The sequence below is a fragment of the uncultured Citricoccus sp. genome (assembly GCF_937871995.1).
Classification (GTDB): domain Bacteria; phylum Actinomycetota; class Actinomycetes; order Actinomycetales; family Micrococcaceae; genus Citricoccus.
Map to the genome: position 1 here is coordinate 1 of NZ_CALMQR010000079.1, position 14,701 is coordinate 14,701.

Genomic DNA, 14,701 nt, shown 5'->3' on the forward strand with positions numbered 1-14,701 from the left:
CGCCACTGGTCCGCGGCGTAGAGCATCTCGTTGACGTAGTTGTAGCGCGAGTACTCCAGGGCCACGGACTCGTCGGCGTTGATGTCCCAGACATCGGCACCGGTCACCGTGGCCTCGGCGGCGGCGTTGGCGAGGATGCCGTCCAGGGAGCCGACCGAGCCGTCGAAGGCGTAGGTGTGCTCACCGGTCCTCGGGGCCTGCGAGACGTACCCGGCGTCCTCCATGACCCGGATGGGGTCCTCCTTCTCATAGGAGTTGAAGTCGCCGATGAGCAGGACCTTCTCCACACCGGTCTCGTCCTGCAGCTGCGCCGCGAAGGCGACCAGGGCCTCGGCCTGGGCCACACGGTCCGCGTTGGAGGCGCCTTGGCCGTCGCCGATGTCCGTGTTGCCCGCGCCGGAGCCCGAGCCCTTGGACTTGAAGTGGTTGGTGATGGCGATGAACCGGGTGGACTCATCCCCGTCCACGACCTGGAACACCTGCGCCAGCGGCTCGCGGGCGTTGTCGAAGGCGACCTGGTCGTCGAGGATCACCGACTCCCCGACCGTCTCCACGACCTCGGGCTGGTATATGAAGGCGTTGCGGATGACGTCCTGCGAGGCCAGGTCCGGGGTCACCGAGGGAGTCTCGGCATACGCCCACTTCTCGGCACCGGCGTCGGCGTTCAGCGCCTCGACCAGGGTGGCCAGCGAGTGGTCCCGGTCCTGTCCGAACACCGCGGAGTTCTCGATCTCCTCGAGGCCGATGACCGAGGCGTCCAGCCCGTTGACGGCCTCGACGATCTTGGCCTGCTGGCGTTCGAGGTTGACCTCGTCGTAGGCGCCGCGGGGATCACACCGGTTGGTCGTGATGGGGTTGCCCTCGCGGTCCTCGTAGGCCTCGCAGGACTCGAACCGGTTCCCCAGGGTGGTGAAGTAGTTCAGCACGTTGAACGTGGCCACGGAGACGGTGCCGCCGACCTCGGCGGGCGCCTCCTCCCCGGTCCGGGTGTCCTCGAACCGGGCGGGCTGGACCTGGTCGGCGTTCTCGTCCGTCAGGTGCGCCAGCGGCTGGAAGCTCCAGGCGCCGTAGCGGAAGTCCAGGATCACCGGGGTGGTGAAGTCCACCCCGGAGCCCACGCGCACCGGGTCGTCCAGGTCCAGGTACGGCAGGGCGTTCTGGTTCCCGGGGGAGCGCATGAAGTTCGTGCCGGCGCCGTCGTCGAGGACGATGAGCTTCTCGTCGTTCTCGGCCCTCACGGCCTGGGCCGCGGCACCCGGCTCGGCGACCGTCGTCGGGTTCAGCAGCGGGCTGTCCCCGGGCACGATGCCCAGCGAGCCGTAGGTGTTGACGTCGTAGTTGTCCGTGATCGTCCAGTCACCCACGGGAGCGAGGAGCATGCCCTCGTGGGCCTCCTTCTCGGCCTCGGTGAGCGGGAACTCCAGTTCCGTGGGTTCCACGGCGGCGTCCTCGTCGAGGACCTCCACGCCGCCGTCGGCCACGGTCAACTGGGTCAGGGCGTAGTACTCGCCGGCCGTGCCCGTGACCTGGACGTGGTCGCCGAGGGCGACGTCGTCCACGGTGTCCCGCGAGTAGACGAAGATGCCGTCCGAGGCTTCTCCACCGCCTCCGCCTCCGCCTCCGTCACCGTCGCCGGCGTCACCGCCGGTGCCGGCGGTCTGCAGGTAGTAGCTGTCGTAGCCGCCGGTGGAGTACACCGCGGTGACCACGCCGCGCGTCGTCACGACCTGCCCGGCCAGCGGGGTGGCCTCCCCGGTGCCCTGGATCCGGGCGATGGGGGTGACCTCGGTGGGGGTGACGGGATCCCCGGGTGCCGGGTCGACCGGGTCGGCCGGGTCACCGGGGTCGCCCGGTTCCGAGGTGGAGTTCGTCGGCGTCACGGTCCCGTAGAGGCTGAAGTCGGCTGCGTTGTCGTCCGTGTCCACACCGCCGGCGGCACGGTTCATCGACCTCGGGTCCGAGTTCGCGGACGGGGACTGCGCCGCGGCGGTCTCGAAGGTGTTCGAGGAACCGTAACCCAGCAGGTCGACCACGCGCTCGTCCTGGCCGGAGAGGACCGAACCGGTCGACAGTCCCGTCAGGGCCGCGGACTGGTCGGAGAGCACCAGGGTCCCGCTGGTGCCGGAGAAGGACACGCCCGTGGTGGCATCCGGGGCGGGCAGGGCCTGGCCGGCGGAGCCGTTCGAGCTGCCCTGGACCAGGTAGTACCCCTGGGCGGGGATCGTGCCGGAGAGCCGCACGACGCCGGTCGGGGCCGAGCTGCCGCCGGAGGAGCGGTACTGCAGGGACCAGCCCTCCAGGGAGACCGGGGAGTCCGTGGGGTTGTAGAGCTCGACGAACTTGTGCGTGTAGACGGCGTTGGCCGACCCGCCGTTCGTGTAGGCCTCGCTGATGACGACGTCGTCACCCGCCGGTGAGGCCTGGGCGGGGACGACGACGGCCGCGGCGAGCAGGGCCAGCGAGGCCCCGACGGCGGTCAGTCGGTGGGTGGTCTTCATGGAGTCACTTTCGGTGGGGTGCGAGCGGTGAAGGACGGTTGACATGGTCACATGTGACGCTGAACGGCCGGTGTCCAGCGGTTGGCCGCGGGTGGACGGCGGCGCGGTACCCTCCGGCCGGGCCCGGGGACGGCAATGCCCCCGGGGACGGATCCCGGGGGCATCACCGTCACGGCCGGTGTTCCGTCCATGTCAGTGCGTCGGATCAGGACGAGCGCGGGCCCGTGCCGTTGCCCTGGTTCTCACCGGGGGCGCGGCCGCCGTCATGGTTGCCGCTGTTGTTGCCGGGGCCCCTGTTCGGGTTGTCCCGGCCGCTGTTGTTGCCGGGCCCCTTGTTCGGGTTGTCCGTGCCGGCATCCGGCTGACCGGTGCCGGTGACGCTGAGCGGGAGGCGCACCTCGGAGGTGGAGGCGTACCGGTCGTCGTAGGTCACGGTCATGACCAGGGTGCCCTCGGCCGCGGTCCCGGGAGCGGAGATCCCGGCGAGGGTGACGGTCTCGCCCTCGGCGGCGATGTCCTGGGAGCCGAGCTCGGTCACCGTGCCGTCGGCGGCCTCGAAGGCCACGGCGACGCCGGTGGCGTCCCCGGCGCCGTCGGAGTCCAACTCGAGATCGTCCAGGGTCAGGACGATCTCCTCACCGGGGGCCACCGTCTCGGGGGCGCCGGTCACTTGCACGGAGTTCTTGGAGAAGTCCGGGCGGATGTCACCGGTGGCGGCGGTCTGCGCCTGGATGTACTCCTGGTACGCCTGGTTGTCCATGATGCCCAGGTCGACGTAGCCCTGCTGGCCGGTGGCGAAGCCCTCGTAGCCGTCGGGGGCGGGGTTGCCTGTGCCGACCCAGGAGGTGTCACCCAGGAAGGACAGGGTGGCGATGGTGTACATCTGGTCCATCTCCACCGGCTCGCCGCCGATCCAGATCCCGGTGACCTTGTCGTCCTGGGCACGGGACTCGTCGAAGGTGTAGGTCAGCTCCTCGGACCAGCCCAGGTGGTTGGTCTTCTGGCCGTTCTGCCAGTTCTCCTCGAGGACCTGCTTGATCGAGGAGCCCGGGAGGTCGAAGTAGACCAGGGTGTTGCCGAACGGTGCGAAGTCGAGGACCTCGCCGAGGGTCACCTTGCCGTGCGCGGCGGTCGGCTTGGCGGTGAACTCACCGCCGGCGGTGAACCGGTCGTACAGCAGTTCGGCGCGCAGGCCGCCGGAGTTGGTCACGCCCAGGTCGACGGCGGGGTTGGACAGGGCGACCCTGTCCTTGAGGGCGTTGGCGGCCCAGTTGCCCAGGGTGGTCTCCTGGCGCCGGGTGCCGCCGGCGCGCCAGGAGCCCGATTCCGCGATGCGCACCGGGTAGTCGGTGGTGATCGACGCGTCGATCTCACCGATCTCGGTCTTCTGCAGCTCCTCGAACTCCGCGACGGCCGCCTGCTCTAGGGCGTAGACGGCGGCGGTGGCCTCGGACTCCGCGGCTGCGGCTGCGGCGTCCTGTTCCGACTGCTCGATCAGCGAGGACTCGTATCCGAGGACCTCGGAGGTCTCGGCGTCGATCTCGAGCTCGACGGCGGCGAGCAGGTTGCCGGACTGGCCGGCCTGCACCACCGGGCGGTTCTTGGGTCCGTCCTCGGTGGGGACGGTGGTGGCGTAGTTGTAGGCCTGGTGGGAGTGGCCGTTGAAGATCACGTCCACCGCCGGGTCGGTGTCGTTGACGATGCGCTCGAAGACCTCGGAGCGGGCGGTCTCCTCCTCGAGCGAGCCGTTGCCGTCGGCACCGTCGTGGTAGGAGGCCACGATGATGTCGGCCTCCTCGTTGTCTTCCTCATCGACGCCGTCCGAGAGCATCCGGGCAACCTGGTTGACGGCATCCACGTGGTACGGGACCTCGTTGCCCTCGAGGCCGGCGCCGGTGGTGGTGGCGTAGAGGTTGTTCGGCACGGCACCGATCACGGCGACCGTCACGCCGCCCACCTCGAACACCTCGTGGGAGGACAGGACCGGGTCCTTGGTCCCCGGGTCCACGAAGTTCGCGGCCAGGATGTCGAAGTCCGCGATCTCCAGCACGCGGTCCTGCAGGTCGTCCAGGCCCTTGTCGAACTCGTGGTTGCCGGCGGCCGAGACGTCCAGGCCGAGGGCGTTCATGACCTCCAGCGTCGGTTCGTCCTGCTGGACGTTGGACACCGAGGCCGAGGCGCCGATCAGGTCCCCGGCGCTGGTGAACAGGGTGGATCCCTCACCCTGGGCGGCCTCGAACGCGGCGCGATAGTCCTCCACGGTGTCGGCGAACTGCGTGCCGGAGAAGTCGGGGGACAGGGCGCCGTGGAAGTCGTTGAAGCTCAGGAGCGAGATCTTCTCCGTGCCCTCGGCGGCCGGGACGGCGGCGGCCTCGATGGCCTCCTCGGCGGTCACGGTGGGGACGGTGGTGTCGGCGGAGGCCGGGAGCGCTGCCGCAGGGGCGATGACGAGCCCCGCGGTGAGCACACCGGCCAGCAAGGATTTCCTTGGCTGCATCAGTCTGTGGTTCCTCTGGTGCCCCAGAAACGGTGCGTTCCAGCCGGCGACGGGGCTGATTCCGGCGTGGACGACCGCCGTCCGAGAAAGACGACGGTCCCATCATCGCACCACCCCCGCATGAAGTCTCGGTGACGCCGAAAATAACGGGAGGGCATACGCCAGGTGCCGTGGACCGGCGGACCAGTTCCAGGCCTGACAGGGGAGCATGCGGCGCGTGATGCCACGGAGAGCGGATGGTAAGGGATTCGAACCCTTGGCACGGGGTTACCGCACACTGGTTTTCAAGACCAGCTCCTTCGGCCGCTCGGACAACCATCCAGAAGGTCCAGTCTAGACGGCCGGCGCCCGGTTGCCGCGCGGGTGGCAGGGAACCCGCCTGACGGTAGATCATGGACGGAGCCCTGCCCGCGCGCGTCCGGCGCGCACCGACTGCCCACAGCCACGGAGGAACCATGACCACGCAGCCCCGGGACGCGTCCCACCCGACCATGCAGGCCATCTCCTACACCGGCGCCGGTGGTCGTGAGGTCGTGGCCGTCGTCGACTCCCAGATCCCCGTCGCGGGACCGGGGGAGGTGCTCATCCGGGTGCACGCCGCCGGCATCAACCGGGCGGACCTGCTGCAGAGGGCGGGGAACTACCCGGTGCCTCCCGGTGCCCCGGACGGGCCGGGGCTGGAGGTCTCCGGGACGATCGAGGAGACCGGGGCCGGCGTCGGGCCCTGGGAGTTCGGCACGCCCGTCTGCGCCCTGCTCACCGGCGGGGGGTACGCCGAGTACGTCGCGGTCCCCGAGGGACAGGTGGTCCCGGTGCCCGACGGCGTCTCCCTCATCGATGCGGCCGGCCTGCCCGAGGTGGCCGCCACGTGCTGGTCCAACCTCGTGATGGAGGCGGGCGTCCAGGCCGGGGACTGGGTCCTCGTCCACGGCGGCACCGGGGGCATCGGCTCCTTCGCCCTGCAGCTGCTGGCCGCGCTGGGGGCGCGTCCGCTGGCCACCGCCGGCAGCCCGGAGAAGGTCGAGCGCTGCCTCGAGCTGGGGGCTGAGGCCGCCATCAATCATCGCGAGGAGGACTTCGTGGAGCGCGTGCGCGAGATCACCGGTGGGCACGGCGCGGACGTCATCCTGGACGTCATCGGGGCGAAGTACCTGGAGCGCAACGTCGACGCCCTGGCCCGGGGCGGCCGCCTGGTGGTCATCGGCCTGCAGGGCGGGGGCTCGGGGACCCTGCCGCTCGGGAGGCTGATGGGCGTCAACGGCTCGGTGACCGGGACCCTGCTGCGGCCGCGTCCGGTGCAGGAGAAGGCGGAGATCATGCGTCAGGTCCGCGACCAGTGCTGGCCGCTGGTCAGCGCCGGGAAGATCCGCACGACGACGGACACCGCCTTCCCCCTGGACCGTGCGGCACAGGCCCAGGACCGTTTCGAGGAGGCGGACCGCACCGGCAAGGTGCTGCTCGTCACCGAGGCCGCCGCCGCGGACGCCGTGCACTCCGGCGCGCAGCGGCACCGCCCGTGATGGCCGGGCCGTTCGCACGCGGGCGCCAGCGGCGGAAGGACGATCGTGAGCTCGGCACCGACCTGTGGCGCCGCTGTTACGACTGGTTCGCCCGGTCCCTGGACCGGTATTGGCAGGTCGTGGACGAGGCGCAGCGCAGCGGGAGCATCCCGCAGGACGAGATGAACGGGCTGGTGAACGCCGGGAACGTGCTGGCCGAGCTGCTGCCGCGGGTCCGGCGGCTGTGCGTCGAGGCCCGGCGGGAGCACCCCGAGCACGGGATGGAGGTCCCGGCGCCCGTCTCTGACCTGCACCGGGTGCTGTCCCGGGCCGCCAACGACCTGGCCACCACGGCGCAGGCGGCCGCCATGTTCCGGCTCGGCCAGTCCTCCCTGCAGTCCGTGGGACGCCGGGCCGAGAAGGTCATCGCGGCGGTCGAGGAAGCAGAGACGCTCCGCCCTGGGCGTTGACCACGCACTCCGGGTGCCGAGGGGCAGGCCCCGGGGCCGTGGGTCAACCCGCCGGCAGGCCGGCGCCCTGCCAGGCGACCATCCCGCCGCCCATGGTGTCCGCGGCGTAACCGGCCGCCTCGAGGGCCTCGGCCACCCGGGCGCTGCGACTGCCGCTGCGGCACACCACGATCACCGGCCGTGTCCGGTCCAGCTCGTCCAGGCGCGTGCCCAACTGGCCCATGGGGATGTGGATGGCGCCGGGGATCATTCCCTCGGCAACCTCGAAGTCCTCCCGGACGTCCAGGACCTGGTCCTGGGCTCGGCGCTGGTCGGCCTCGGTGATGGTGATCTCGGACAAGGCTGCTCCTCAAGGGTCTATGGATTCGCGGGCGTGACCCGTGCACCCAGTATGCTGCATACCCCCCGGGGTATGCAAGGATCGCTGGAGGATCAGGCGCACGATCACGCCGTGGAACGCACCTCACGGCATGAAAAAACCTCCCCGAGCGGCGTGAGCCGTCTCGGGGAGGTTTCCTGGAGCCCCCTGCCGGATTCGAACCGGCGACCTGCTCTTTACGAGGGAGCTGCTCTGGCCAGCTGAGCTAAGGAGGCGTTACCGTGGCGCCCGACGTGCGAGTGCCACGGCTGTCCATGGTAGCGGCAGGGTGGCCTGCCGGGCAAAGCGTGTCATGGCGCGCTTGTTGGATGGGGAGGATCCGGGTGCCCGGTGCGGTCCACAACCCACAGATGACGTTCACTTCACGGCCAACCCCCGGACAGCTAGGTGCGGTGGAGTGGGACGACCATGAACGAGACCCCGGCACCTGCCCGGGCCGTCCTCGAGGGGAGAACGGACGTGACGATGCCCTCCACCACCCGTCCGGGGCCGGGCCTGGAACCGGCGCGCCCCCTGAGGCTGGCCGTGCTCGACATGTCCGGCACCACGGTCGAGGAGGGCGGCCTGCAGGACGACGCGTTCAGCACGGCCCTCCGCGAGGAGGGGATCGAACCGGGCGGCCCCCGGCATGACGCGATGGTGGGTTACTTCCGGCGGTCCCGCGGCACCCCCCGCCACGAGGTCTTCCGCTCGATCTTCAGTGAGGACGCGGTCGTCGCCCGGCGGGCCAACCGGCGCTTCGAGACCGCCTACGACGAGTTGCTCGCCGAGCGCGGGGTGCGGCCGGTGCAGGGGGCCGCCGAGGCCATGGCCGAACTGCGCGAGGCGGGGATGAAGATCGTGCTGACCACCGGCTTCGCCCGGCACACGCAGAACATGATCCTGGAGTCCCTGGGGTGGATGGGCGTCTCGGACCTGAGCCTGTGCCCCTCAGACGCGGGCCGGGGCGTGCCCTACCCGGACATGATCCTCACCGCCTTGCTGGCCCTGGACCTGGACGACGTCCGCTCCGTGCTCGTCGCGGGCGACACGGTCGGGGACATCCGCGCCGGTCAGCGCGCGGGGGCCGGGCTCACGGTCGGCGTGCTCTCCGGCTACCACGACGGGCCGGCGCTGACGGCGGCCGGTGCCACCGCCGTCGTGCCCTCCGTCCGGGACATCCCGGCGCTGGTCCAGGGCCGCTGACGGGGCTCGTCCCCGGCCGGCCACCTGCACCGGCCACCTGCACCGGCCACCTGAACCGGTCACCGCCACCCGCGGCCGGCCGGTCACGGACCCGCGGGCGTCAGGGGCAGGTCAGCCCGTCCTCGGGCACGGTCCCCTCCACCAGGTAGGCGTCCACGGCGTCCTCGATGCAGTCCCCGGCCCGCCCGTAGGCCGTGTGGCCCTGGCCCTCCCAGGTCACCAGGACGGCCGACTCCAGCTGCTCGGCCAGGACCGAGGCCCACTCATAGGGGGTCGCGGTGTCCCCGGTGGTGCCGACGACCACGATGGGCGCCGCGCCCGGAGCGCTGGCCGGGGCCGGTTCACTCACCGGGGCCTCGGGCCACACCGCGCAGTACAGCCCGGAGTAGGCCAGGAACCGGCCGAGGGTCGGGGAGGCCTCGTCCAGCTCCGCGGCCTGCTCGCGCAGGACCTGCGTGTCCGCCGGCGCCGGCCCGTCGAGGCACTTCACGGCGGTGATCGCCGCGGTGACGTTCGAGTCGTACGTGCCGTCCTCGTCCCGTCCGGCACCCAGGTCCGCCAGGTGCAGCATCAGGTCGGGGTTGCCGTCCAGGGCGTCCTGGACGGCCGTGGTCAGCACGGGCCAGCTCTCGTCGGCGTTGAGCGCGAGGATCATCCCGGACACGAACGTGCTGGCCGGCACCTGGCGTCCGTCCGAGGCGGTCATCGGGGACTGCTCTACCTGCTCGAGGAGGCGCCGGACCTGGGCCACCGCGTCCTCCGGGGTCCCGGAGAGGGGGCAGTCGCTGCCGGCCAGACAGTACTCCGCCCAGGACGCCAGGGCCTCCTCGTAGGAGGCGGCCTGGGCCAGCGTCACCTCGGACTCGGACAGGGACGGGTCCATGGCACCGTCCAGCACCATGCGTCCCACGTTCTGCGGGAACAGCCCGGCGTAGGTGGCCCCCAGGTCGGTGCCGTAGGAGAAACCCAGGAAGTTCAGCCGGTCGTCCCCGAGCACCGCGCGCAACAGGTCCATGTCCCGGGCCGAGCTCTCGGTGTCCACGTGGCCCAGGACCTCCCCGGTGTGCTCCTCACAGGCCTCGGCGAACTCGCGGGCGGACTCGCGCAGCTGGTCGAGTCCCTCGTCCGTGGAGGGGTCGATGTGGCCCTCCCGGGCCTCGTCCATCTCCTCGTCCGTCAGGCAGGTGACGGGGGCGGAACGGGACACGCCGCGGGGGTCGAAGCCGACCACCGTGTAGTGCTCCCGGACGTCCGCCGAGACGGCGTAGTCCAGCCCCTCGACCACCATGTCCACGCCGGAGACGCCCGGCCCGCCGGGATTGACCAGCAGGTGCGGGGCGTCCTCCCCGGCCCCGGCCGAGCGGACCAGGGCCAGGTCGATGCTGTCCCCGCCCGGGTCGGCGTAGTCCAGCGGGGCGCGGGCGGTCGCGCACTCGAAGCCGCCCTGGTCCTGCTCACAGTCCTGCCACTGCAGGTCCTGGTCGTAGTACTCCCCGAGGCCGTCGGGCACCTCCCCGGGGGCGGCCGTCCCGGGGCCGGTGGTCCCGCCGGTGGCCTCCTGCCCGCCTCCCGGCGTGGTCCCCTCCGTGCCGGTGCCCGTCCCGCCCCCGCCCTCGGGGATGCAACCCGTCAGGAACAGTCCCGCGGCCAACAGGCCGGCGAGCAGGGGCACCCGACGGCCGGGACTGCTGCCGAGGGGGCGGAGGGAAGCACGGGGACTCTGGCGCACGCGGGGCCTCTCAGGGATGGTCGGGCGGTCGTCGGTCGAGGATCCGGTCCGGCAGGAAGCTGGTGGCCATCGCCTCCAGCGCCAGCAGGGGCGGGACGTTGCCGGCCAGCCGGCGCCGGGCCGTGGAGACGGCGTCGATCCGCTCCACGGTGCGTTCCGGGGAGGCGGCCCGGGCGTAGGAGGCCAGCTCGTCGCGCAGGTGCTCGTTGACCAGTTCGGCGTCGGTGCCCAGCTGCAGGGCCAGCACGTCCCGGAACAGTCCCGTCAGGTCGATCATGGCCCGGTCCAGGGTGTCGTGCACGGCCCGCTTGTTCCGCGCCGTCTGGGCGTCCTCGAGTCTCTTGACGTGGTGGCGCAGCTTGGCGGGAACCTTCTCGTCCTCGGCCAGCCCGAGGGACCGCAGCAGGTTGCGCCGCTCCTCGGCGTTGCGGGCCTCGGCGGAGGAGGCGGCCTCCTGCTGGGTGACCTCCACGAGCTCCTTGGCCATCGCCACGGCGTCCGAGGTGGCCTTCACGCGCAGGGGCAGGTGCACCACCGACTCGCGGCGGGATCGGGATCCCTCGTCCCGGGCCAGGCGCCGGGCCATGCCCACGTGGGACTGGGAGGCCCGGGCGGCGAACAGGGCCAGCTCCGGGTCCAGGCCGTCGCGTTCCACCAGCAGGTCCGCCACCGCCCGCACGGCGGGGATCCGCAGGCCCACCTGGCGGCACCGGGACCGGATGGTGACCAGCACGTCGGCGGGGGAGGGGGCGCACAGCATCCAGACGGTCCGCTCGGGCGGTTCCTCGATCGCCTTGAGCAGCACGTTCGTGGCCCGCTCCGTCATCCGGTCCGCGTCCTCCATGATGAAGATGCGCCAGCGGCCGGAGGTGGGACGGTCCTGGGCGAGCGCGATCAGGTCGCGGACCTCGTCGATCTTGTAGGTGACGTTCTCGGTGGCCAGCACCTTCACGTCCGCGTTTGTCCCGGCGGCGACGGTCAGGCAGGCGTGGCAGCTGCCGCAGCCGCGCCGGTCCGGGTCCTCGACCTCGCACTGCAGCGCCTGGGCGAAGGCCCGGGCCGCGTTGGAACGGCCGGATCCCGGGGGGCCGGTGAACAGCCAGGCGTGCGTGGGCCGGTCCGCCGCGGCGGCCCGGGACAACTGCTCGACGGCGGCCTGCTGGCCGGCGAGGTCGGCCCAGGCCGGGGCCAGTGCGACCGGGGTCGTCTGGTCCGCGGGGACGGGGGAGGGCGCGGTCATGGCCGGCTCCCTTCGGGTTGTGTCCCTTCGGTGGCCATCGCCCCGGAGCGGCCCCGCTGGTCCAGGAGTCCGGTGACCCGCCCCAGCACCTCCTCGGCCAGCTCCGGAACCGGCCGCGCGGCGTCCAGCACCAGGTACCGGCCCGGGTCGGCGTCCGCACGGTCGGTGAAGGCCGCCCGGATGCGCGCGTGGAAGGACTCCGGCTCGGACTCCATCCGGTCCGGACCGGCACCCCCGGCCGACTGCTCGCGCAGGGCCCTCCGGGCGGCAGCCGTGCCGGTGTCCACGTCCAGCAGGACCGTGAGGTCCGGGTGCAGTCCGCCGGTGGCCCACTCGTTCAACTGCGCCACCGTCTCGGGGCCGAGGTCCCGTCCGGCGCCCTGGTAGGCCACGGAGGAGTCCACGTAGCGGTCGGTGACCACGATCCGCCCGTCCGCCAGGGCCGGGGCCACCAGTTGGCGCACGTGCGCAGACCGGGAGGCGGCGAACATCAGGGCCTCGGTGACGGCATCGATGGGGGCGTACCGCGGATCCAGGACGAGCTCGCGGAGCCGCTCACCGATGTCGGTCCCACCCGGTTCGCGGGTCGGCAGCACGTCGTGGCCGGCGGCCCGGAGCCGCTCGACCAGCAACCGGGCCTGGGTGGACTTGCCCGAACCGTCCCCGCCCTCGAAGGCGATGAACACGCCCCGCCCTCGGGCTCCGGGGACGGCGGCAGCAGGCGTCTCAGTCACCGGCCCAGCCTACCGGCGGCGGCGTCACGGTGCCGAACGATCCACACCCCGGGCCCGGCGGCGGACGTACGATGTGGCCCATGCATCCCGAAACCCTCTTGGTCAGTGCCGCCCGTCCCGCGAAGGAGGTCGACGCGCCCGTCAACGAGCCCGTGCACCTCACCTCCACCTTCGTGGGATGGGAGGCCGGGGGCGGTGCCGACCGCCGGGTCTACGGCCGGATGTCCAACCCCTCCTGGGACGGGCCCGAGGAGCTGCTGGCCGCGCTCGAGGGAGTGCCGGACCCCCAGGCCACGCCGGCCCTGCTGTTCTCCTCCGGCATGGCCGCGATCGCCGCGGCACTGCACCTGGTCCCGGTCGGCTCACGAGTCATCGCCCCGCAGCACGCCTACAACGGCCTGACCTCGTTGTTGGAGAGCATGGGCGACTCCGGCCGGCTGAGCGTCGACCAGGTGGACATCACGGACACCGTGGCGGTCGTCGGAGCGCTCGAGGGGGCCTCGATCCTGTGGCTCGAGTCCCCGACCAACCCGATGCTGGAGGTCGCGGACCTGCCCGCGCTCACCGGGGCCGCGCACGCGGCCGGGGCGCTCGTCATCGTGGACAACACCTTCGCCACGCCCCTGGTGCAGCGTCCGCTCGACCTCGGCGCGGACGTCGTGGTGCACTCGGTGACCAAGTACCTGGCCGGGCACTCCGACGTGGTGATGGGCGCGGCCGTCACCGCCGACCCGGAGCTGCAGGCCAGGCTGCACGCCCACCGGACCCTGCACGGGGCCATCGCCGGGCCGATGGAGGCCTTCCTGGCGCTGCGCGGGATGCGGACCCTCGCCCTGCGCCTGGAGCGCTCGCAGGCCAACGCGGCCGAACTGGCCCGCCGGGCGGAGACGGCCCGGCGCGAGGGCACCCTGCCGATCGCCGCCGTGCGCTACCCGGGACTGGCGGGGCACCCGCAGCACGCCCTGGCGGCGCGGCAGATGCACGGCGGCTTCGGCTCCGTGCTGACCGTCGAGGTCGCCGCCGGCAGCGGCGAGGACGGGACCGAGCCGGCCGAGGACGCATCCGCGGCCGCCGCCGACGCCGCGGTGCGGGCCCTGCGGCTGTGGGTGCCGGCCACCTCACTGGGCGGGGTGGAGTCGCTCGTCGAGCGCCGGCGGCGCTTCGCCGCGGAGCCGAGGACCGTGCCCGCCGGGCTGCTGCGGCTCAGTTGCGGCATCGAGCACGTGGACGACCTGTGGGACGACCTCGAGCAGGCACTGCGCGCCGCCGCGGCCGGGAACCGCGCCCACCGCTAGGCTGTCCCCATGAGCGCCTGGATCCTGGTCACCTCCATCGAGAACTGGTTGTACATCGCACTGTCGGTGGTGGCCGTGGTCCTCGAGGTCTGGGCGCTGGGCGACTGCCTGACCCGGCCCGCCCACCAGTTCGAGCGCTCCGGCCAGAAGCAGAAGTCGTTCTGGCTGATCCTCACCGGGGTGGCCGGCGTGGTCGGTGTCCTGACCTTCCTGGGCTCCATCAGCAGCCTCGGCGCCGGCTTCGGCCTGTTCCAGATCGCGGCCCTGTGCGTGGCCGCCGTGTACCTGGCCGGCCCGCGGACCGAGCTGAGGATGTTCGGCCGGGGAGGCCCGTCGCACTACGGCTACTGACCGTTCCGGGCCCCGGGCCGCCTATAGGATGTGCCCATGGCTGAGACCCCGTACAAGCTCGTCCTGCTGCGGCATGGCCAGAGCGACTGGAATGAGAAGAACCTGTTCACCGGCTGGGTGGACGTCCCCCTGACCGAGAAGGGCCGCCGGGAGGCGGTCCGCGGCGGTGAGCTGCTCTCCGAGGAGGGGCTGCTGCCGGACGTGCTGTACACCTCGCTGCTCAAGCGCGCCATCACCACCGCCAACCTGGCCCTCGAGGCCGCCGACCGGCAGTGGATCCCGGTCAAGCGCGACTGGCGGCTGAACGAGCGCCACTACGGCGCCCTGCAGGGCAAGGACAAGGCCGAGATCCGCGAGGAGTTCGGCGAGGAGCAGTTCATGGTCTGGCGCCGGTCCTATGACACCCCGCCGCCGGTGCTCGACGACTCCTCCGAGTGGTCCCAGTCCGGGGACCCGCGCTACGCCGACCTGGGCGAGGACGCCCCGCGCACCGAGTGCCTCAAGGACGTGGTGACCCGCCTGCTGCCCTACTGGGAGTCCGAGATCGTGCCGGACCTCAAGGCCGGCAAGACCGTGCTCATCGCCGCCCACGGCAACTCGCTGCGGGCCCTGGTCAAGCACCTGGACGGCATCTCCGACGAGGACATCGCCGGGCTGAACATCCCCACCGGCATCCCGCTGTACTACGAGCTGGACGAGGACCTCACGCCGATCACGGCGCACGGGCGCTACCTGGACCCGGAGGCCGCCGCCGCCGGCGCTGCCGCCGTGGCCGCCCAGGGGGCCCAGAAGTAGACCGGATCCCGCACCGACGACGACGGCCG

General features: G+C 72.1%; 12 protein-coding genes and 2 tRNA genes. 6 read left to right on the forward strand and 8 right to left on the reverse strand.

Translation table 11 applies throughout. From position 1 onward, the window contains the following. The 3 genes from Q0283_RS09990 to Q0283_RS10000 all read right to left on the reverse strand — a co-directional run. On the reverse strand, nt 1-2,498 hold a 2,498-nt coding region (locus tag Q0283_RS09990; protein ID WP_298044409.1), incomplete at its 3' end, for an ExeM/NucH family extracellular endonuclease. Between the two features lie 205 nt (nt 2,499-2,703). After that, on the reverse strand, nt 2,704-4,995 hold the full coding sequence (locus tag Q0283_RS09995; protein ID WP_298044410.1) for a bifunctional UDP-sugar hydrolase/5'-nucleotidase: 2,292 nt from the start codon (nt 4,993-4,995) through the stop codon (nt 2,704-2,706). Nucleotides 4,996-5,228: 233 nt separating this feature from the next. Beyond that, nucleotides 5,229-5,316, reverse strand: a tRNA-Ser gene (locus tag Q0283_RS10000). Nucleotides 5,317-5,450: 134 nt separating this feature from the next. Between Q0283_RS10000 and Q0283_RS10005 the strand changes: the two genes are divergently transcribed. Then, nucleotides 5,451-6,515, forward strand: a complete 1,065-nt coding sequence (locus Q0283_RS10005; RefSeq protein ID WP_298044412.1) for an NAD(P)H-quinone oxidoreductase — start codon at nt 5,451-5,453, stop codon at nt 6,513-6,515. Continuing rightward, nucleotides 6,515-6,964: a hypothetical protein gene (locus Q0283_RS10010; RefSeq protein WP_298044414.1), complete on the forward strand. Its 450-nt coding sequence runs from the start codon at nt 6,515-6,517 to the stop codon at nt 6,962-6,964. The genes Q0283_RS10005 and Q0283_RS10010 overlap by 1 nt, the downstream gene beginning before the upstream one ends. A 43-nt stretch (nt 6,965-7,007) precedes the next feature. Here the strand turns inward: Q0283_RS10010 and Q0283_RS10015 are convergent, their stop codons facing one another. Together Q0283_RS10015 and Q0283_RS10020 are read right to left on the reverse strand one after the other, a co-directional pair. After that, complete coding sequence (locus tag Q0283_RS10015; RefSeq protein ID WP_298044418.1) at nt 7,008-7,304, reverse strand: rhodanese-like domain-containing protein; 297 nt, start codon at nt 7,302-7,304, stop codon at nt 7,008-7,010. Nucleotides 7,305-7,481: 177 nt separating this feature from the next. Continuing rightward, a tRNA-Thr gene (locus Q0283_RS10020) sits at nt 7,482-7,558 on the reverse strand. A gap of 193 nt (nt 7,559-7,751) precedes the next feature. On the opposite strand from Q0283_RS10020, the gene Q0283_RS10025 reads away from it, so the two are divergent. Continuing rightward, nucleotides 7,752-8,528 (forward strand): HAD family hydrolase, encoded by a 777-nt coding sequence (locus Q0283_RS10025; RefSeq protein ID WP_298044422.1) that lies wholly within the window; start codon nt 7,752-7,754, stop codon nt 8,526-8,528. 100 nt (nt 8,529-8,628) lie between these two features. Here Q0283_RS10025 and Q0283_RS10030 read toward each other — a convergent pair whose 3' ends face one another. From Q0283_RS10030 to tmk, 3 genes are read right to left on the reverse strand one after another with little or no spacing between them, the layout of a single operon-like run. After that, the gene (locus Q0283_RS10030; RefSeq protein ID WP_298044425.1) at nt 8,629-10,257 is read right to left on the reverse strand and encodes an alpha/beta hydrolase; all 1,629 of its coding nucleotides are present in this window, start codon (nt 10,255-10,257) and stop codon (nt 8,629-8,631) included. A 10-nt stretch (nt 10,258-10,267) separates the two neighbouring features. Then, entirely contained in the window at nt 10,268-11,497 is a 1,230-nt protein-coding gene (locus Q0283_RS10035) for a DNA polymerase III subunit delta' (RefSeq protein WP_298044427.1), read from the reverse strand. Further along, on the reverse strand, nt 11,494-12,231 hold the full coding sequence (gene tmk, locus Q0283_RS10040; RefSeq protein WP_298044430.1) for a dTMP kinase: 738 nt from the start codon (nt 12,229-12,231) through the stop codon (nt 11,494-11,496). The genes Q0283_RS10035 and tmk overlap by 4 nt, the downstream gene beginning before the upstream one ends. An 80-nt stretch (nt 12,232-12,311) precedes the next feature. On the opposite strand from tmk, the gene Q0283_RS10045 reads away from it, so the two are divergent. The 3 genes from Q0283_RS10045 to Q0283_RS10055 are packed head-to-tail and all read left to right on the forward strand — an operon-like array spanning nt 12,312 to nt 14,672. After that, on the forward strand, nt 12,312-13,526 hold the full coding sequence (locus tag Q0283_RS10045) for a PLP-dependent aspartate aminotransferase family protein (RefSeq protein WP_298044433.1): 1,215 nt from the start codon (nt 12,312-12,314) through the stop codon (nt 13,524-13,526). Between the two features lie 9 nt (nt 13,527-13,535). Further along, nucleotides 13,536-13,877: a DUF2516 family protein gene (locus Q0283_RS10050; protein ID WP_298044436.1), complete on the forward strand. Its 342-nt coding sequence runs from the start codon at nt 13,536-13,538 to the stop codon at nt 13,875-13,877. Nucleotides 13,878-13,913: 36 nt separating this feature from the next. Then, on the forward strand, nt 13,914-14,672 hold the full coding sequence (locus tag Q0283_RS10055) for a phosphoglyceromutase (protein WP_298044438.1): 759 nt from the start codon (nt 13,914-13,916) through the stop codon (nt 14,670-14,672). Nucleotides 14,673-14,701: the final 29 nt, after the last annotated feature.